This is a genomic window from Sinomonas atrocyanea (genome assembly GCF_001577305.1).
Taxonomy (GTDB): Bacteria; Actinomycetota; Actinomycetes; order Actinomycetales; family Micrococcaceae; genus Sinomonas; species Sinomonas atrocyanea.
The window spans coordinates 2,605,228-2,623,772 of the sequence record NZ_CP014518.1 but is presented as its reverse complement, the minus strand read 5'-3'; the positions used below and the strand labels follow the sequence as shown (position 1 = coordinate 2,623,772).

The window sequence follows — 18,545 nt, the reverse complement described above, 5'->3', positions numbered from 1 at the left end:
CGCCGACCGGGCGCCCACCGGGGCGGACGACTGCGGGGGCCCACCCGCCGTCGTCCGCCCACCGTGGCGCCTACTGCGCAGGCGTAAGCTGGTGGGACTGACAGGCCCCGGGCCCCGGCAGCGACGCCATCTGCCCGACTGATGTGGAGGAATCATGACTCAGAACGCCCTGGGCGTTGAATTCGAACGGCGGCTCTCGGAGACCCCGAAGAGCGCCGAGGAGCGCGCGGCTGTCCTGGCGAACCCGGGCTTCGGCGACCACTTCACCGACCACACGGCAGTCATCGACTGGAAGGTCGATGCCGAGGGCAACGGCGGCTGGCAGAACGCGCGCATCGAGCCCTACGGCCCGATCGCCATGGACCCCGCTGCCGCCGTGCTGCACTACGGCCAGGAGATCTTCGAGGGCCTCAAGGCCTACCGGCACGCCGACGGCACGGTCTGGACCTTCCGCCCGGAGGCCAACGCGCGCCGCTTCAACAAGTCGGCCCGCCGCCTGGCCCTGCCCGAGCTCCCGGCCGAGGTCTTCATCGAGTCCCTGCGCCAGTTGGTCTCCGCGGACCGCGAGTGGGTTCCCTCCGGTGACGGCGAGTCCCTCTACCTGCGTCCGTTCATGATCGCCACCGAGGCGTTCCTCGGCGTCCGCCCGGCCCGCGAGGTGTCCTACCGCGTCATCGCCTCGCCGGCCGGCAACTACTTCGGCGGCGAGCTCAAGCCCGTCTCCATCTGGCTGTCCGAGAACTACGCCCGCGCGGGCCACGGCGGCACCGGCGAGGCCAAGTGCGGCGGCAACTACGCGGCCTCGCTCGCGGCCCAGCTCGAGGCCGAGGCGAACGGCTGCAAGCAGGTGCTCTTCCTCGACCCGACCGACGACTTCGCGGTGGAAGAGCTCGGCGGGATGAACATCTTCTTCGTCTTCAAGGACGGCACCCTCGTCACCCCCGCGCTCAACGGCAACATCCTCCACGGCGTGACCCGCGACTCCGTGCTCCAGCTCGCCGCCGACCGCGGCCTCACCGTCGAGGAGCGCAAGATCACCATCGACGAGTGGCGCCAGGCCGTCGCCGACGGGACCCTCGCCGAGGTCTTCGCGTGCGGGACCGCCGCGGTCATCACGCCGATCGGGGAGCTCAAGACGGCCCAGGGCTCGCTGGTCACCCCAGAGCTGGGCCCGGACTCGGTGGCCATGGGCATCCGCGAGCAGCTGCTCGGCATCCAGACGGGCGCGGTCGAGGACCTGCACGGCTGGCTGACGCAGCTCGCCTGAGCCTGCGGGGCCCGTCCCGGGCTCCGCGCGGCGCACGACGGCGCGTCCCCGCCCAGGCGGGGGCGCGCCGCTCTTGATGGGGGCGCCCCTCCTCCTCGTGGGGGGCGGCAGCGGCCGGCGGGGCCTGTCAGCCGTCGGCGAGTGTCAAGGTGGCGCCCGCGGTCGCGGCGACCAGGCCGGCGTCGTGCGAGGCCATGACGATCGCGGTGCCGGACAGGCGCAGGAGGGTGGTCTTCCCCGAGCCGGTCGGGCCCTCCACGGCGACGCACTCGCCGGCCCCGACCGTGAAGCTCACCGGCTCCAGGAGCGGCTCGCCCGCGATCTCCTTCCCGAGGGAGTCGGCGGTCAGGAAGGGTACGTCAGTCGGGGATGCCACTCCTGAGACTGTAGGGGAGCGGCGGCGGGCGGCCCAAGCCGCGGCCTCCCGCCCGGGGCGCCGCGATAGGGTAAGGCCCATGCGCATTGCCCGTTGTGTCAGCATCTCGGCCGCGGACGCGGCCCCCTTCTACGGCGTGGTCCAGGGAGAGCCCGGCCACGAGACGGTCGCCGCCATCAAGGGTGACCCCTTCTTCAACGGCGTCGAGCCCACGGGGGAGACGCACCCGCTCGAGGACGTCCGCCTCCTGGCGCCGATCATTCCCCGCAGCAAGGTGGTCGGGATCGGGCGCAACTACGCGGACCATGCGAAGGAGATGGGCAGCGACCTGCCCACCGAGCCGTCCATGTTCCTCGTCGCGAACACGGCCGTGGTGGGCCCCGGCGATCCGGTGGTGCTGCCCGAGTGGAGCGAGGAGGTCTCCTACGAGGGCGAGCTGTGCGTGGTGATCGGCCGGATCTGCAAGGACGTGCCCGCCGAGAAGGCCGCGGACGTCATCTTCGGGTACACGGTGGGCAACGACTTCACGGCCCGGGACAAGCAGCGCACGGACCTCCAGTGGGCGCGCGCCAAGTCCTTCGACACCTCCAAGCCGCTCGGGCCGTGGATCGAGACGGACCTCGACGTCGAGGACCTCCGCCTCACCACGGCCCTCAACGGGGTGACCAAGCAGGACGGCACCACCGCCGACATGGTGTTCGGGGTCAACGAGCTCGTCGCCGCTGTCTCCGCCGCGTTCACCCTCCTTCCCGGCGACGTCATCATGACCGGGACGCCCGCCGGCGTCGGCCTCGTGCGCGACGGCGACCGCGTCGAGGTCGAGATCGAGGGCCTGGGCACGCTCGCCAACCCCGTCGTCCGCCGGTAGCCGCCCCGGACCGGAGCGCTTCTGAAGGTCACCTTCTGGGAGTCACCTTCTGGGAGTCACCTTCTGAAGGTCACCTCCTGCGGGCTGCCACTCGCGGGACCTGACCTTCAGAAGCTGACCCTCAGGATCTGACCTTCAGGAGGTGCCCTTCAGGACCTGACCTTCAGAAGGTGCCCTTCAGAAGGTGCCTCTCAGGAGGCCCCGGCGGGACGCCCCTAGAATGGGGAGCACTATGACTTCCTCGCCCGCTGAGCCCCTGCTCGATCCCGCCTCGATCCCGTCCGTCCTGCCCGACACCCCCGTGCGGGTGCGCTTCTGCCCGTCCCCGACGGGGACCCCGCACGTCGGCATGGTCCGCACCGCCCTGTTCAACTGGGCCTATGCCCGCCACACGGGCGGCACGTTCGTGTTCCGCATCGAGGACACCGACGCGCAGCGCGACACCGAGGAGAGCTACCAGCAGATCGTCGAGGCGCTGCGCTGGCTGGGCCTCACGTGGGACGAGGGCATCGACGTGGGTGGCCCGCACGAGCCGTACCGCCAGTCCCACCGCCTCGACCTCTACACGGACGTGGCGACCAAGCTCAAGGACGCCGGCTTCCTCTACGAGTCGTTCTCGACCCCGGACGAGATCGAGGCCCGCCACCGGGCCGCCGGCCGCGACCCCAAGCTCGGCTACGACAACTCGGACCGCGACCTCACCGACGAGCAGAAGGCGGCCTTCCGCGCCGACGGCCGCGAGCCCGTCCTGCGGTTCCGCATGCCGGACGAGGACGTGGTCTTCAACGACCTCATCCGCGGGGAGATCCGCTTCAAGGCCGGCTCGGTCCCGGACTTCGTGGTGGTCCGCGCGGACGGCTCCCCGCTCTACACGCTCGTGAACCCGGTCGACGACGCGCTCATGGGCATCACTCATGTGCTGCGCGGGGAGGACCTCCTCTCCTCGACCCCCCGCCAGGTCGCCCTCTACCACGCGCTGCACGCGGTCGGCGTGGCGAGCTACATGCCGCTCTTCGGCCACCTGCCCTACGTCATGGGGGAGGGCAACAAGAAGCTCTCCAAGCGCGACCCGCAGTCGAACCTGTTCCACCACCGTGACCGCGGCTTCATCCCCGAGGGCCTGCTGAACTACCTGGCGCTGCTGGGCTGGTCGCTGTCCGCCGACGAGGACATCTTCACCGTGGACCAGCTCGTGCAGCACTTCGACATCGCGGACGTGCTGCCCAACCCGGCGCGGTTCGACCAGAAGAAGGCCGAGGCCATCAACGGCACGCACGTGCGCATGCTCGAGCCCGCCGACTTCCGCGACCGCCTCGTGCCCTACCTCCGCGCCGCCGGACTCGTGGGGGAGACCCTCACCCCGCGCCAGGAGGAGATCCTCACCGAGGCCGCCCCCCTGGTCCAGGAGCGCATCGCCCTCCTCGGCGAGGCGCCGGAGATGCTCGGCTTCCTCTTCACCGGAGATTCCGACATCACGGTCGCCGACGACGCGCTCAAGGGCATGCCGGCGAACCTCCCCGAGGTGCTCGACGCCGCCCTCGCCGCGCTCGAGCCGCTCGCCGACTGGACGGCGGAGGCCATCCAGGACGCCCTCCGCGCCGCCCTCGTCGACGGACTGGGCATCAAGCCCCGCCTGGCCTTCGGTCCGGTCCGCACGGCCATCTCCGGCCGCCGGATCTCCCCGCCGCTCTTCGAGTCGATGGTCATCCTCGGCAAGGACTCCTCGCTCGCGCGCCTCAAGGCCTTCCGTGGCTGAGCTCACCGTCACTGCCTCTGACGAGGCAGCCGCGACGCACGACGGCGGGTCCGCACCCGCCGTCGTGCGTGCGGCTCCCGCGGCGGGCACCGCCCTCGTGAAGGGGGTCCTGCTCGACATCGACGAGACGCTCGTGGACCTCGAGGGCGCCATGGACCGTGCGCTGCGCGAGGTGAGCGCCGCGCTGCTGCCGGGACTGGACGAGGCGGGATGGACCACGTTCTGCCGGATCTTCACCCGCGGCTCGGACGACATCTACGAGCGGTACGTGGCACGCGAGATCACCTTCGCCCAGCAGCGCGTGCTGCGCGCCGAGCGCTGCCTCGCCCAGTTCGGGCGCGCCTTCGCCTCGGATGCCGAATCCGCGGCGTGGCTCGAGGCCTACGAGACCGCCCAGCCCACCTACGTCCGCGCGTTCGACGACGTGGAGCCCCTCCTCGACGCCCTCGAGGCGGCAGGGATCGCCTACGGGGCCGTGAGCAACAACGTGCACGACTACCAGCGCGCCAAGCTCGACACGGCCGGCCTCCAGCGCATCGGCATCCTCGTGGGCATCGACGCCGTCGGGGTGGCCAAGCCGGATCCCGCGATCTTCCACGAGGGACTGCGCCTGCTGGGGACCGGCGCGCACGAGACCGTGTACATCGGAGACAACCCTGCGCATGACGTCATCGGTGCTGCCGCGGCGGGCCTGCGGGGGATCTGGCTCAATCGCCGGTCCGCCGTCCTGGACCCGGCCATGGCGCCGTCCGTGCCGGATCAGGTCACCGGACTCGGGCAGGTTCCGGCGCTCCTGGGCCTCGGCTGACCCCGCCGGCACGGGCCATCGGCCCAGCCGCTCGCCGATTTGTGGCGTGCGGGAGCTTCGGGTAAAGTAATTACTCGTGCTGAGGGGCACGGAGCGAATCGGAGAGATCCGGTGAGCACGGCCCGGAAGACACGGTGGGATATGGTGTAATTGGCAACACTACGGTTTCTGGTACCGTCATTCTAGGTTCGAGTCCTGGTATCCCAGCTCTGGAAGTCCTGCTCGGCAGGACGGAAGGATCGCTCATCTCTGAGCACGGTAAAGTACCACGGCCCCATCGTATAGCGGCCTAGTACGCCGCCCTCTCACGGCGGTAACGCGGGTTCGAATCCCGCTGGGGTCACTGAAGGTCCGGCAGTGCCGGGCCTTCGACAATGCCATCCACTGCGGATGGCCGGAGCGCACGCCATCTCGGCGGGCGCAGTGCGAGGCCCCATCGTATAGCGGCCTAGTACGCCGCCCTCTCACGGCGGTAACGCGGGTTCGAATCCCGCTGGGGTCACCTCAAGGAGGGCTCGGTCTTCGGACCGGGCCCTTTCTGCATTCCTGAAACTGCATTCCCGAATCTGCAGGCCGGAATGCTGCAGGCCCCGGAAGGGCGTCAGCCGAACGCGGCCTCGACCTTCTGGAGGGTGCGGAGGTTGCGCGTGGTCGTGGTGGCCTTGAAGACGGGCTTGGCCGTCGCCTTCGACAGCGGCGCGTCGAGGGTCGAACCTTTGGGGCAGCGCCACGCGAGGGCCACCGGTCCCAGGCGGACGTGGGTGCCGTCCTCGGCCGCTCCGCCGGAGCCCTCGGCATCGAGGAGCGCCACGAGCCTGTCGAGCGCGGCCGGATCCGAGGAGAGCGTGACGTACGCGTGCACGTCCGGATCGTCGGAGGGGTAGGGGCAAGAGCGGACGAGCGCCTCGACGTCCTGCCGCGCGAGCACGATCACCCAGGCGTCGTACCCGAAGGCCGCGCGCAGGGTCTCCTCGATACGCTCTTTGAGCGTGGCCCCATCCAGGTCGGTGGACAGCACGGCGTTCCCGCTGGCGAGCAGCGTCTTCACGCCGCTCACCGGCAGGGCGCTGAGGGCGTCGCGCAGCTCGGCCATCCTGATGGTGATGCCGCCGACGTTCACACCGCGCAGGAACACCGCGAATTCGGCCACAGGCCCTCCGCCCGCTCAGGTGGTGGATCCGGGTCGGCTAGTCGTTGCCCTTGCGCAGGGCCTCGGTCAGCAGCCGTCCGGCGTTGCAGATGACCTCAGCATGCTGGCGGCCCGGCTGGCGGGTCAAGCGCTCGATCGGGCCTGAGATGGACACCGCGGCGATCACCCTGCCGGAAGGCCCGCGCACCGGGGCGGAGACTGAGGCGACCCCCGGCTCGCGTTCGCCGAGCGACTGGGCCCAGCCCCGGCGTCGGACGCCGGCGAGCACGGTGGGGGTGAACCGGGCGTTGTGGAGCCCCTCGAGGAGCCGGTCGTGGTCCTCCCAGGCGACGAGGATCTGGGCCGCGGAGCCGGCCTTCATGCTCAGCTGCGTGCCCACGGGGATCGTGTCGCGCAGGCCCACGGGGCGCTCCGCGGACGCCACGCACACGCGCCAGTCACCTTGGCGGCGGAAGATCTGCGCGCTCTCGCCCGTCGCGTCGCGCAGCTGCATCAGGATGGGGCCCGCTGCCGCGATGAGCCGGTCCTCCCCGGCGGCCGAGGCGAGCTCGACGAGGCGGGACCCGAGCACGAACCGGCCCTGCATGTCCCGGGCCACGAGGCGGTGGTGCACGAGGGCAAGGGCCAGGCGGTGCACCGTCGGACGGGCCAGGCCCGTGGCCGCCACGAGCTGGGCGAGCGTGGTGGGGCCCGCCTCGAGCGCATCGAGTACGAGGGCGGCCTTGTCGATCACACCGACGCCACTAGTATTGTCCATAGGTTGATATTGGCGTCTCAATATCTGAGATGCAAGTCGGCGGGGTGGCCAGCGCGGCCCGACCGCTGGTCCACTGGGTACAAGGCAGCCGGGATGGTGGCCAGGCGGGCGCTGGCCGGACCAGTGCCCGGTCATCAACACTGGCACGAGTCGGAGGGAGCAGGCCGTGGGACGCACACTGGCCGAGAAGGTCTGGGACGCGCACGTGGTGCGCAAGGGCGAGGAAGGGCAGCCTGATCTGCTCTACATCGACCTCCACCTCGTGCACGAGGTCACGTCCCCGCAGGCGTTCGAGGGCCTCCGCCTCGCCGGGCGGCGTCTGCGCCGCCCGGACCTGACGATCGCCACCGAGGACCACAACACGCCCACGATCGACATCGACAAGCCGATCGCTGATCCGACGAGCCGCACCCAGATCGAGACCCTGCGGACCAACTGCGCCGAGTTCGGGGTGCGCCTGCACTCGCTCGGCGACAAGGAGCAGGGCATCGTGCACGTCGTCGGGCCCCAGCTCGGGCTCACGCAGCCGGGCCTGACCATCGTGTGCGGCGACTCGCACACCTCCACCCACGGCGCTTTCGGCGCGCTCGCGATGGGCATCGGCACGTCCGAGGTCGAGCACGTCATGGCGACCCAGACGCTGCCGCTGAAGCCGTTCAAGACGATGGCCGTCACGGTGGAGGGCACGCTCAAGCCCGGCGTGAGCAGCAAGGACATCATCCTCGCCGTCATCGCCAAGATCGGCACCGGCGGGGGCCAGGGGTACGTCCTCGAATACCGGGGATCAGCGATCCGCGCGCTGTCGATGGAAGCCCGCATGACGATCTGCAACATGTCGATCGAGGCCGGCGCCCGTGCCGGGATGGTCGCCCCGGACGAGACCACCTACGCCTTCATGAAGGGCCGCCCCCACGCCCCTCAGGGCGCAGACTGGGACACGGCGGTCGAGTACTGGGACACCCTCCGCACCGATGACGACGCCGTGTTCGACGCCGAGGTCTTCCTCGACGCCGACGAGCTCGAGCCGTTCGTCACGTGGGGCACCAATCCCGGCCAGGGCGTGTCCCTCTCCGAGTCCGTGCCGGACCCGGAGAAGATGGCGGACGAGAACGCCAAGGCCAACGCCCGCCGCGCCCTGGAGTACATGGGCCTCGCCGCGGGCACGCCGATGAAGGACATCCGGGTCGACACCGTCTTCCTCGGCTCCTGCACCAACTCGCGCCTGGAGGACCTGCGCGCCGCCGCCGAGATCGTCCGCGGCCGCACGAAGGACCCGAACGTGCGGATGATGGTGGTCCCCGGCTCTGCCCGGGTGCGCCTCGAGGCCGAGGCCGAGGGCCTGGACAAGGTCTTCACCGAGTTCGGGGCCGAGTGGCGCTTCGCCGGCTGCTCGATGTGCCTGGGCATGAACCCTGACCAGCTCCAGCCGGGGGAGCGGTGCGCGTCCACCTCGAACCGCAACTTCGAGGGCCGCCAGGGCAAGGGCGGGCGCACCCACCTCGTCTCGCCCGTCGTCGCGGCCGCCACCGCGGTCCGCGGGACCCTCTCGTCCCCGTCGGACCTCGACCCCGTCCCCGCGGACACCGCCGCCGGCGCGGCCGCCTAAGGAAGGACCAGCCATGGAGAAGTTCACCACCCACACCGGCATCGGCGTGCCGCTGCGCCAGTCCAACGTCGACACCGACCAGATCATCCCGGCGGTGTTCCTCAAGCGCATCACCCGCACGGGCTTCGAGGACGCCCTCTTCGCCTCCTGGCGCAAGGACGAGTCCTTCATCCTCAACCAGGCCCCCTTCGATGCCGGCTCGGTGCTCGTGGCCGGCCCGGACTTCGGCACCGGCTCCTCCCGCGAGCACGCCGTCTGGGCGCTGAAGGACTACGGCTTCAAGGTGGTCCTCTCCTCGCGGTTCGCGGACATCTTCCGCGGCAACTCGGGCAAGCAGGGCCTCCTGGCCGCCGTCGTGGCCCAGGACGACATCGAGCTCATCTGGAAGGAGCTCGAGAACCACCCCGGCACCCAGATCACGGTCGACCTCACCTCCAAGACCGTCACGTGCGCCACCATCGTCGCGCCGTTCGAGATCGACGACTACACGCGCTGGCGGCTGCTCGAGGGCCTCGACGACATCGGCCTGACCCTCCAGCACGAGGACGCCATCACCGCCTACGAGGCAGAGCGGCCCTCCTTCAAGCCCACCACCCTCCCAGCCAAGGCCTGAGGGGCCGACGCGCCACGAAGCTCGCCCCGGGGTTTTCGCTGCCCCGGGCGCGAGCTTCTATGCTTAGCAGGGTCTCCGCACGGGCGGGGCTGCAGGAGGGCTATGGGGGCCAGTGAGGAAAAGGTGCGCATGAGCAGTGTTCTGACCATCCGGGGCGGCATCCCCCTTACGGGCAAGGTGACGGTCCGGGGCGCGAAGAACCTCGTCCCCAAGGCCATGGTGGCGGCGCTGCTGGGCAACGAGCCGTCCAGGCTCCGCAATGTGCCGGAGATCCAGGACGTCGACATCGTCACGAGCCTCCTCCAGCTGCACGGTGTCGCGGTCGAGCGGGATGCCACGACGGGGGACCTCACTCTGGATCCCACCAATGCCAAGACCGCCAGGGTCGCCGACATCGACGCCCACGCCGGCGACTCCCGCATCCCGATCCTGCTCTGCGGGCCGCTCATCCACTCGATCGGAGAGGCGTTCATCCCCGACCTCGGCGGCTGCCGGATCGGCGACCGCCCCATCGACTACCACCTCGACGTCCTGCGCCAGTTCGGCGCCGTCGTCGACAAGCGCCCCGGCGGCATCAGCATCTCGGCGCCGCGCGGTCTCAGGGGCGCCAAGATCACGCTCCCGTACCCGAGCGTGGGGGCCACCGAGCAGGTGCTCCTCACCGCGACGCGCGCCGAGGGCGTCACCGAGCTCAAGGGCGCGGCCATCGAGCCCGAGATCATGGACCTCGTCGCGGTGCTGCAGAAGATGGGCGCGATCATCGCCGTCCTCAACGACCGCACTATCCGCATCGAGGGCGTGCCCGAGCTCGGCGGCTACACCCACCGCGCGCTCTCCGACCGCAACGAGGCAGCGTCGTGGGCCTCGGCCGCCCTGGCGACCCACGGCGACATCTTCGTCGAGGGCGCGAGCCAGCGCGACATGATGACCTTCCTCAACGTCTACCGCAAGCTCGGCGGGGGCCTCTCGATCGAGGACGAGGGCATCCGGTTCTTCCACCCGGGCGGCAAGCTCTCGCCGCTCGTGCTCGAGACGGATGTCCACCCCGGCTTCATGACCGACTGGCAGCAGCCGCTCGTCGTCGCCCTGACCCAGGCCGAGGGCGTGTCGATCGTGCACGAGACCGTGTACGAGAACCGCTTCGGCTTCACCGAGGCCCTGGGCCGCATGGGTGCGACCATCCAGCTGCACCGCGAGTGCCTCGGGAGCGTGCCCTGCCGCTTCGGCCAGCGGAACTTCCTGCATTCGGCGGTCATCTCGGGCGCCACGCCGCTGCACGGCGCCGACTTCGACGTCCCCGACCTCCGCGGCGGCTTCAGCCACCTCATCGCGGCGCTCGCGGCCGACGGCGTCTCCCGCGCCACCGGGGTGGGCGTCATCCGCCGCGGGTACGAGTACTTCACCGAGAAGCTCGGCGCACTGGGCGCCGACTTCGACCTCGAGGAGGGCCAGTGAGCCGCGCCCCGAAGACGGCCCTGAGGGAGAGTGCTGGCGAGCGCATCGCGTTCGCGATCGCCGGCGCCGTGGTCCGGCCCCTCCTGAACCTGCTGATGCGCAAGGAGTGGCGCGGCACCGAGAAGCTCGTCGGGCTCCCCGGCCGCGGCGGGTTCATCGCCTGCGTGAACCACTGCACGGAGATCGATCCGCTCACCGTGGGCCACATGCTCTACAACCAGGGGCGCCCGCCGCACTTCCTCGCCAAGGCCGGCCTGTTCAAGCCGCCGGTGCTAGGCCAGATCATGAGGGGCACCAAGCAGATCCCCGTGGACCGCGGGGGCACCGGGGCGGGCACCTCCCTCGAGGTCGCCCGCGAGGTCATCGACGAGGGCGGGGCGATCATCGTCTACCCCGAGGGCACCCTCACCCGCGATCCCGCGCTGTGGCCCATGAAGGGCCACACAGGGGCCGCCCGGCTCGCCCTCAAGACCGGCGCCCCGGTGATCCCGATCGCCCACTGGGGGGACCACGAGCTGTTCCCGCGCTACGCCAAGCGGCTCTATCCCTTCCCGCGCAAGAAGGCCGTGGTCCTCGTCGGGGATCCGGTGGACCTGTCCGACCTCATCGGGCGACCGCTGGACAAGACCACCCTCCTCGAGGCCACCGAGCGCATCATGGACGCGATCACTGGACTGCTCGCGGAGCTCCGCGGCGAGCAGCCCCCGGCCCAGCGGTGGGACCCGGCCCAGCACCAGCAGAGCCTCCACGGGCGCGACGTCGAGCGCGGCGGGGCCTGAGGGTGGCCGCAGAGCATCAGGGCCGCGAGCCGCTCGAACGCATCGCGGTCATGGGCGCCGGCAGCTGGGGGACCACCTTCGCCAAGGTCCTCGGCGACGCCGCGGAACACCACGGCAGCCGGCGCTCGATCCGGCTGTGGGGCCGCAGCCCAGAGGTGGTCGCCGACGTTGCCAGGCACCGGAACACCCGGTACCTCGGGGACATCGCCCTGCCCGCGGCCATCACCGCGACCCTGGACCCGGCCGAGGCGCTCGAGGGGGCACAGCTCGTGGTCCTCGCCGTGCCCGCGCAGTCCCTGCGCGCCCAGCTCACCGCCTGGAGCGCGCACGTGCCGCGCGGCGCCGTCGTCCTGTCCCTCATGAAGGGGCTCGAGCTCGGCACCGACAAGCGGATGAGCGAGGTCATCGCCGAGGTCACGTCCCTGCCGGCCGAGCAGATCGCCGTGCTCTCCGGGCCCAACCTCGCCATGGAGATCGCGCGCTCCCAGCCCACGGGCGCCGTCGTGGCGTGCACGGACCACGGGACCGCGCAGTGGATCGCCGAGGCCTGCACCGCGCCGTACTTCCGCCCCTACATGAGCACGGACGTGACCGGGGTCGAGATTGGCGGCATCGTCAAGAACGTGATCGCCCTCGCCGTCGGAATCTGCGAGGGCAAGGAGATGGGCGACAACACGAAGGCCACCGTCATCACCCGGGGCCTGGCCGAGACCACCCGGCTCGCCGTGGCGCTCGGCGCAGACCTCACCACCATGTCCGGGCTCGCCGGCCTGGGCGACCTCGTGGCCACCTGCTCGTCCAAGCTCTCCAGGAACCACACCGCCGGGCGGCTGCTGGGGCAGGGGCTCGACGCCGAGGCCGTCGGCGCCCGCATGACCCAGGTGGCGGAAGGCATCAAGTCCGCCCCCGCCGTGCTCGAGCTCGCCCAGCGCCTCGGGGTGGACATGCCCATCACGGCCGGAGTCGTGGCCGTCCTGCGCGGCGAGCTGCCGGTGGGGAAGCTCGAACCGCTGCTGCTCGCGCGGCAGCTCAAATCAGAAGGCGACTAAGCGTGACAGAGACCAGGAAGACCCGCGTTGCCCTCCTCTTCGGCGGCCGCTCGAGCGAGCACGCCGTGAGCTGCGTGACCGCGGCGGGCGTCATGGGTGCGATCGACACGGACAAGTACGAGGTGGTGCCGGTCGGCATCACCCGGGCGGGGCAGTGGGTCCTTTCCCAGGGCGACTGGCACCAGTGGGCGCTCAATGCGGGGCAGCCGCCGGAGGTGGAGGCCAGCGCGGCCACGGTCCGGCTCGCCGAGGCCGATGGCTCCGCGCGCCTCATCGTCGCCGAGCCCAACCAGGTGCCCCGCGAGCTCGGCGACGTCGACGTCGTCTTCCCGCTCCTGCACGGCGCCTTCGGCGAGGACGGCACGATCCAGGGCCTCCTCGAGCTCGCCGACGTGCGGTACGTGGGCGCCGGCGTCCTCGCCTCCGCCGTGGGGATGGACAAGCACTTCATGAAGGTCGCCTTCGAGGCGGCCGGCCTCGCCGTCGGCCCGTACACGACGGTGACCGACAAGCAGTGGCGCCGCGACCCGCAGGAGGTGCGCGACGCCGTCGACCGCCTCGGCTACCCCGTGTTCGTCAAGCCCTGCCGCGCTGGCTCGTCGGTGGGCATCTCCAAGGTGGACCGCCCGGAGGACCTCGACGCCGCGATCGCCGAGGCGCGCCGGCACGACCTCCGCCTCGTCATCGAGGCCGCGATCGCGGGCCGGGAGATCGAGTGCGGCGTGCTCGAGGGCCGCGGCTGCGATGCGCCCCGGACGTCCCTGCCGGGCGAGATCGTGGTCCAGGGCGGTGCGCACACCTTCTATGACTTCGCGGCGAAGTACGTCGAGAACGACGCGGCCTCGCTCTCATGTCCGGCGGACCTGCCGCCGGAGGCGATCGAGAAGGTCCGCGAGCTCGCCGCGACCGCGTTCGACGCCGTCTCCGCCGAGGGCCTCAGCCGCGTGGACTTCTTCTACACGCCCGAGGGCGAGTTCGTCATCAACGAGATCAACACCATGCCCGGGTTCACCCCGATCAGCATGTACCCGGCGATGTGGGCGGCGACGGGGCTGGGCTACCGGGAGCTGATCGACGAGCTCATCCAGCTCGCCCTCGACCGTCCCACCGGCCTGCGGTAGCGGCCGGGCCAGCGGGCGCGGCTCAGCCCTTCGCCGGCAGCGTGGCCAGGTCCTCCTGGCCCACGCAGTGGCGGGTGGCCGGGATCTTCGCCACGGCAGGGGACAGGCTCGCCAGGACGGTCGCGGAGCTCGCCCGGCTCGCATCCAGCAGCAGTTCCGTGGCCGGCTCCCGGCCGAACGTGGTGAGCGTGTAGGTGCCACCGTCGCCGGCCCCGGCCGCGCCGCCCGCCGCCGCGCCGGGCGAGGACGCGCCCGGCGAGGACGCTCCCGGCGAGGACGCGCCCGGCGTCGCGGGGGAGTCCTGCCTGATCACCCAGTCGACGCCGTTGACGCTCACGCACCGGTCCGTCGTGGGACCCGGCGAGGGCACGCCGCAGCGGAGCACGACGGCGGCCGGGTCGCCCCACGCCGCTGTCGCCTGGCTCGTCGTGGTGCGCAGCTGGGCATCGCCGATCGTGTCCGGGAGGGCCAGCATGAGCGGGGCGCACGCAGGGTTGGCCGCGTCCGCGGCCGGCTGCACGGAGACCGGGGCGGAGCACCCGGCCAGCGCGGCGACGAGGCCGACGAGCGCCGCCGGGATGCCGTACCGGGCTGCGCGGGCGTGGCTTCGTGCGGACATGCTTCTCCATCCGGGCGGGGCTAGGGGGTTCCTCCAGACTACCGCCGCCCGCGCCGATAGGCTGGGTCCGTGACCGATTCCCAGCGCCTGGCGGCGCGCGTGAACGAGGTGAGCGAGCGGGAGCTGCTCGAGCGGATCTTCCCCCGGCTGGCGGTCCTCGGATCGCCGATCCTCGGCCCGGGGGACGACGCCGCCGTGCTCGCGGCCCCGGACGGCCGGGTGGTGGTCAGCACGGACACGCAGACCGAGGGACAGGACTTCCGGCTCACCTGGCCCAACGGGTACCGGACCGCGGGCGCGGACGTGGGCTGGAAGGCCGCGGCCCAGAACCTCAGCGACATCAATGCCATGGGCGCGGTCGCGACCGGCATGGTGGTGAGCCTGACCCTGCCGGCGGAGACCGAGGTGGCCTGGGTCGAGGGCCTCGCCGACGGGCTCGTCGAGGCCATCGTGGGGCTCGGAGCCCCTGGCTGCACCGTCGCCGGCGGCGACCTCGGCCTCGGCGGCGAGCTCTCGGTGACCGTCACAGTCCTCGGAAGCCTCGAGGGGCGCGCCCCCGTGCTGCGCTCCGGCGCCCGGCCCGGGGATGTCGTGGCCGTCGCCGGGAAGCTCGGCACAGCGGCCGCCGGGCTCGCCCTGCTCGAGCACGGGCCGCGGTACGCCGGCCTCGGCGAGGAGGCCCGCGGCGTCATCCGCGCCTTCTGCCGCCCGCGGCCGCCGCTTGCCGCAGGCCCCGCCGCCGCACGCGCCGGCGCCACCGCGCTCATGGACCTCTCCGACGGCCTGCTCAAGGATGGGGACCGCCTGGGACGGGCGAGCGGCGTCGTGCTCGACCTCGACCCGGCCGTGCTCGCGGCCCACGCGGCGCTCCTGGCCGGCCCGGCCGCGGCCGTGGGAGCGGAGCCCCTGCGGTGGGTGCTGGGCGGGGGAGAGGACCACGGCCTGCTCGCGGCGTTCCCGCCCTCTTCACACCTGCCTGAAGGATTCACTGCGATAGGCTCGGTGGTGCCTCCGGCCGGCGGGCCGGGTGGGGTGGCCATCGGCGGGCGCCCCGCGGAACCGAGCGGATGGGACCACTTTGCACGCTAAGATCGCCTCGAACGCCGCTGCGATGCGGCGGTGGCTCGCCGACGCGGAGACCGCGCTCGCCAACCACAGCGACCGGCTCAACGCGATCAACATCTTCCCCGTGGCCGACGGCGACACCGGCACGAACCTGTACCACACCGTCCGTGCGGCCTCCACTGCCGCGGCCTCGACCGAGGGCACCGATCTCGGTCTGCTCCTCGGCGCCGCCGGCCAGGCCGCCATGGAGGAGGCCTGGGGCAACTCCGGCACCCTCTTCGCCGTCTTCCTCGACGCCTTCGCGGCGTCGCTGGCCGGCCACACGAGGCTCAGCGCCCCGCTGCTGGCCCGCGCCCTCCACCGTGCCCAGATCCGCGCATGGTCCGCGCTCAGCGAGCCCGTGGGCGGAACGATGCTCAGCGTCCTCGAGGCCGCCGCCGAGGGCGCTGCCGCGGCCGTCAGCGCCGAGGCCCACGAGGACAGCAACCTCGCGCTCGCGGCGGCGCTGGACGGCGCGGTCGAGGCCGCCCTCGGCGCCGTCGTCGAGACCGAGGCCCAGCTGGGCGTCCTGACGAGCGCGCGCGTGGTCGACGCCGGCGGCGTGGGCCTGCTCCTCGTCCTCGCCGCGCTGCGCACCACGGTCCTCGGCGAGGGCATCCCGGAGGACACCCTCGAGACGCTCCACGGCTTCAGGGTCCAGGACCCCCACATCCACGCTGCCCAGCCCGAGGCGCTCGGCGTCGAGATCATGTGCACGATCCAGCTCAGCCCGCTCGACGCCGCGGTGCTGCGCCAGCGGCTCGACGAGATCGGCGAGTCGGTCATCATGAGCCCGGTCGGCGCGTTCGACGACGAGGCGGGCCTGTGCCGCTGGCGCGTGCACGTCCACGTCGTGGACCCGGATGCCGCCGTCAGCCTCATCCGGCAGATCGGCGAACCGGAGCGCGTCGCGTTCACCGAGCTGCGCTCGCAGGGCCCGGGCACCAGCACGGAGGACTCCGCCGGGCAGATCACCGAGGGCAGCCGGCGTGGCCACTGAACGCGATCGGGACCTCACCCGGCTCGTGGGAGGCGCCTCCGCGAAGAAGCTCAAGGACCACCTCGGCCTGGTGACCGCGGGCGACCTGCTTGACTACTTCCCACGGCGGTACGCCGAACGCGGGGAGCTGACCAGCATCGCCGGGCTGCCGCTCGACTCGGACGTGACCCTGCTGGCGCGCGTGGTGAAGGCCACGAGCAGGAAGATGGCCACGCGCAAGGGCACCATCACCGACGTCGTGGTGACCGACGGCGCCGAGGGCGCCCTCGACACGATCAGCCTGACCTTCTTCAACAGCTTCGCGGCCTCGCGGCAGCTGCGTCCGGGGACGGTGGCGATGTTCTCCGGCCGCGTGGGCTCCTACCGGGGACGCCTCCAGCTGACCAACCCCGACTACGTCCTCCTCGACGCCGAGGCCGAGGACGGCGCGAGCGCCGAGGAACTGGCCGGCAAGCCCATCCCGGTGTACCCCGCCACGGCGAAGCTGCCGAGCTGGCGCATCGCCCAGGCTGTCGCGACGGTGCTCGGGCAGGTCGACCTCGAGGGCCTCGAGGACCCGATCCCGCAGCGGCTGCGCGCCGAGTACCGCCTGCCCGGCATCGCAGACGCCTACCGCATGATCCACGTCCCGGCCACGGCCGAGGAGTGGGCCGCCGCCCGGCGGCGGTTCCAGTACGAGGAGGCCCTCGTCCTGCAGACCGCCCTCGCGCGGCGCAAGGCCCAGCACGCCCAGCTCCCGTCCCGGCCGAGCCCCGCGCGGCGGGGCGGCCTGCTCGACGCGTTCGACGCTGGGCTGCCGTTCACCCTCACCGAGGGCCAGCGGGAGGTCGGCGAGGTGCTCGCGCACGAGCTCGCCGCCGGGCACCCGATGAACCGGCTCCTGCAGGGCGAGGTCGGTTCGGGCAAGACCGTCGTGGCCCTCCGCGCCATGCTGCAGGTGGTCGACGACGGCGGCCAGGCCGCGCTCCTGGCCCCGACCGAGGTCCTCGCCGCCCAGCACTACGAGTCGATCCGGCGCACGCTCGGCCCGCTCGCCCGGGACGGCATCCTGGGAGCGGCCGACGGCGTCGAGGTGGTCCTGCTCACCGGCAGCCAGAGCGGGGCCGAGCGCAAGAGGTCCCTCCTCGCGGCGGCGAGCGGGGAGGCGGGGATCGTGGTGGGAACCCACGCCCTGCTCTCGGAGCAGGTGCAGTTCGCCGACCTCGGCCTCGTCGTGGTGGACGAGCAGCACCGCTTCGGCGTCGAGCAGCGCGACGCCCTGCGCGCCAAGAGCCTCGCCACCCCGCACCTGCTCGTCATGACCGCGACGCCCATCCCGCGGACCGTGGCCATGACCGTGTTCGGAGACCTCGAGACCTCGATGCTGCGCGAACTGCCCGCAGGCCGCGCCCCGATCGCGACCCACGTGGTGGGCCTGGCCGAGAACCCCTCGTGGGAGCGGCGCATCTGGGCCCGCGCCCGCGAGGAGATCGACGCCGGACGCCAGGTCTACATCGTCTGCCCGACCATCGGAGAGTCGGGCGACGACGAGGGCGACCTCGAGGCGCTCGACGAGGCGAGCTGGGGCGGGACCGCGCTCGGTCCGTCCGACGAGCCCAGCCCCGCCGCCTCGGTCGCGGCCACCCTGGAGCAGCTGGCCGGCGAGAGCGCCCTCGCGGGCACCCGGATCGCGGCCCTCCATGGCCGGCTCGACGGCGCCCAGAAGGCCTCGGCGATGGAGGGCTTCGCCGCGGGGACCACGGACCTGCTCGTCGCGACCACCGTCATCGAGGTCGGAGTCGACGTCCCGAACGCGACCCTCATGGTGATCCTCGACGCGGACCGCTTCGGCATCGCCCAGCTGCACCAGCTGCGGGGGCGCGTGGGCCGCGGCGGCCACGCGGGCACGTGCCTGCTCGTCACCTCGCTCGAACCCGGGCACCCGAGCAGGGAACGCCTCGACGCCGTGGCCGCGAGCACCGACGGGTTCGTCCTGGCCCAGAAGGACCTCGAGCACCGGCGGGAGGGCGACATCCTCGGCGCGTCCCAGTCCGGGAGGCGCTCGACCCTGCGGCTCCTGCGCGTCCTGCGGGACGCCGACGTCATCGAGCGCGCCCGCGCCGACGCCCTCGGCATCGTGGCCGAGGACCCGGGCCTCGAAGCGCACCCCGCGCTGAAGACGGCGATCGACGCATACCTGGAACCGGAGAAGGAGGTGTTCCTCGAGCGTGGCTGAGA

At 72.0% G+C, this 18,545-nt stretch carries 17 protein-coding genes and 3 tRNA genes; 16 read left to right on the top strand and 4 right to left on the bottom strand.

The annotated features are described in order from the left end of the window. Positions 1-154 precede the first annotated feature (154 nt). Positions 155-1,267, top strand: coding sequence for a branched-chain amino acid aminotransferase (locus SA2016_RS12090; protein WP_066498345.1), 1,113 nt, complete (start codon positions 155-157; stop codon positions 1,265-1,267). 127 nt (positions 1,268-1,394) lie between these two features. Here SA2016_RS12090 and SA2016_RS12085 read toward each other — a convergent pair whose 3' ends face one another. Next, complete coding sequence (locus SA2016_RS12085; RefSeq protein ID WP_066498344.1) at positions 1,395-1,643, bottom strand: ATP-binding cassette domain-containing protein; 249 nt, start codon at positions 1,641-1,643, stop codon at positions 1,395-1,397. 79 nt (positions 1,644-1,722) lie between these two features. Between SA2016_RS12085 and SA2016_RS12080 the strand changes: the two genes are divergently transcribed. The 6 genes from SA2016_RS12080 (at position 1,723) to SA2016_RS12055 (ending at position 5,577) form a co-directional block, all read left to right on the top strand. Continuing rightward, complete coding sequence (locus SA2016_RS12080; protein WP_066498342.1) at positions 1,723-2,511, top strand: fumarylacetoacetate hydrolase family protein; 789 nt, start codon at positions 1,723-1,725, stop codon at positions 2,509-2,511. Between the two features lie 232 nt (positions 2,512-2,743). Beyond that, entirely contained in the window at positions 2,744-4,267 is a 1,524-nt protein-coding gene (gltX, locus tag SA2016_RS12075; RefSeq protein ID WP_066498340.1) for a glutamate--tRNA ligase, read from the top strand. Between the two features lie 64 nt (positions 4,268-4,331). Continuing rightward, positions 4,332-5,075: an HAD family hydrolase gene (locus tag SA2016_RS12070; RefSeq protein ID WP_066502439.1), complete on the top strand. Its 744-nt coding sequence runs from the start codon at positions 4,332-4,334 to the stop codon at positions 5,073-5,075. Between the two features lie 135 nt (positions 5,076-5,210). Then, positions 5,211-5,282: transfer RNA gene (locus tag SA2016_RS12065), tRNA-Gln, on the top strand. A 63-nt stretch (positions 5,283-5,345) separates the two neighbouring features. Continuing rightward, a tRNA-Glu gene (locus tag SA2016_RS12060) sits at positions 5,346-5,418 on the top strand. 86 nt (positions 5,419-5,504) lie between these two features. Beyond that, positions 5,505-5,577, top strand: a tRNA-Glu gene (locus SA2016_RS12055). A gap of 99 nt (positions 5,578-5,676) precedes the next feature. On the opposite strand, the gene SA2016_RS12050 is transcribed toward SA2016_RS12055, so the two are convergent. Further along, positions 5,677-6,225: a DUF1697 domain-containing protein gene (locus SA2016_RS12050; protein WP_084249480.1), complete on the bottom strand. Its 549-nt coding sequence runs from the start codon at positions 6,223-6,225 to the stop codon at positions 5,677-5,679. A 37-nt stretch (positions 6,226-6,262) separates the two neighbouring features. After that, positions 6,263-6,982, bottom strand: a complete 720-nt coding sequence (locus SA2016_RS12045) for an IclR family transcriptional regulator (protein WP_066498336.1) — start codon at positions 6,980-6,982, stop codon at positions 6,263-6,265. A gap of 166 nt (positions 6,983-7,148) precedes the next feature. Between SA2016_RS12045 and leuC the strand changes: the two genes are divergently transcribed. The 6 genes from leuC to SA2016_RS12015 all read left to right on the top strand — a co-directional run bounded on the left by leuC (position 7,149) and on the right by SA2016_RS12015 (position 13,605). After that, the gene (leuC, locus tag SA2016_RS12040; protein WP_066498333.1) at positions 7,149-8,588 is read left to right on the top strand and encodes a 3-isopropylmalate dehydratase large subunit; all 1,440 of its coding nucleotides are present in this window, start codon (positions 7,149-7,151) and stop codon (positions 8,586-8,588) included. A 13-nt stretch (positions 8,589-8,601) separates the two neighbouring features. Next, positions 8,602-9,201, top strand: a complete 600-nt coding sequence (gene leuD / locus SA2016_RS12035) for a 3-isopropylmalate dehydratase small subunit (RefSeq protein ID WP_066498322.1) — start codon at positions 8,602-8,604, stop codon at positions 9,199-9,201. A 129-nt stretch (positions 9,202-9,330) separates the two neighbouring features. Beyond that, entirely contained in the window at positions 9,331-10,656 is a 1,326-nt protein-coding gene (gene murA / locus SA2016_RS12030; RefSeq protein WP_066498315.1) for a UDP-N-acetylglucosamine 1-carboxyvinyltransferase, read from the top strand. A 20-nt stretch (positions 10,657-10,676) separates the two neighbouring features. Further along, positions 10,677-11,435, top strand: a complete 759-nt coding sequence (locus SA2016_RS12025) for a lysophospholipid acyltransferase family protein (RefSeq protein WP_066502435.1) — start codon at positions 10,677-10,679, stop codon at positions 11,433-11,435. 50 nt (positions 11,436-11,485) lie between these two features. Further along, complete coding sequence (locus SA2016_RS12020) at positions 11,486-12,484, top strand: NAD(P)H-dependent glycerol-3-phosphate dehydrogenase (protein ID WP_066502432.1); 999 nt, start codon at positions 11,486-11,488, stop codon at positions 12,482-12,484. After that, entirely contained in the window at positions 12,469-13,605 is a 1,137-nt protein-coding gene (locus SA2016_RS12015) for a D-alanine--D-alanine ligase family protein (RefSeq protein WP_066502426.1), read from the top strand. Before SA2016_RS12020 ends, SA2016_RS12015 begins: the two co-directional genes overlap by 16 nt. A gap of 22 nt (positions 13,606-13,627) precedes the next feature. On the opposite strand, the gene SA2016_RS12010 is transcribed toward SA2016_RS12015, so the two are convergent. Then, entirely contained in the window at positions 13,628-14,224 is a 597-nt protein-coding gene (locus SA2016_RS12010) for a DUF3515 family protein (protein WP_084249479.1), read from the bottom strand. 69 nt (positions 14,225-14,293) lie between these two features. Here SA2016_RS12010 and SA2016_RS12005 point away from each other — a divergent pair, with 69 nt between their 5' ends. Genes SA2016_RS12005 through SA2016_RS11995 form a run of 3 tightly spaced genes read left to right on the top strand, consistent with a single transcriptional unit; the run spans position 14,294 to position 18,543 of the window. Continuing rightward, positions 14,294-15,313 (top strand): thiamine-phosphate kinase, encoded by a 1,020-nt coding sequence (locus tag SA2016_RS12005; protein WP_066498314.1) that lies wholly within the window; start codon positions 14,294-14,296, stop codon positions 15,311-15,313. A 22-nt stretch (positions 15,314-15,335) separates the two neighbouring features. Further along, positions 15,336-16,328, top strand: a complete 993-nt coding sequence (locus SA2016_RS12000) for a DAK2 domain-containing protein (RefSeq protein WP_066502421.1) — start codon at positions 15,336-15,338, stop codon at positions 16,326-16,328. Next, complete coding sequence (locus tag SA2016_RS11995; RefSeq protein WP_066498313.1) at positions 16,318-18,543, top strand: ATP-dependent DNA helicase RecG; 2,226 nt, start codon at positions 16,318-16,320, stop codon at positions 18,541-18,543. The genes SA2016_RS12000 and SA2016_RS11995 overlap by 11 nt, the downstream gene beginning before the upstream one ends. Positions 18,544-18,545: the final 2 nt, after the last annotated feature.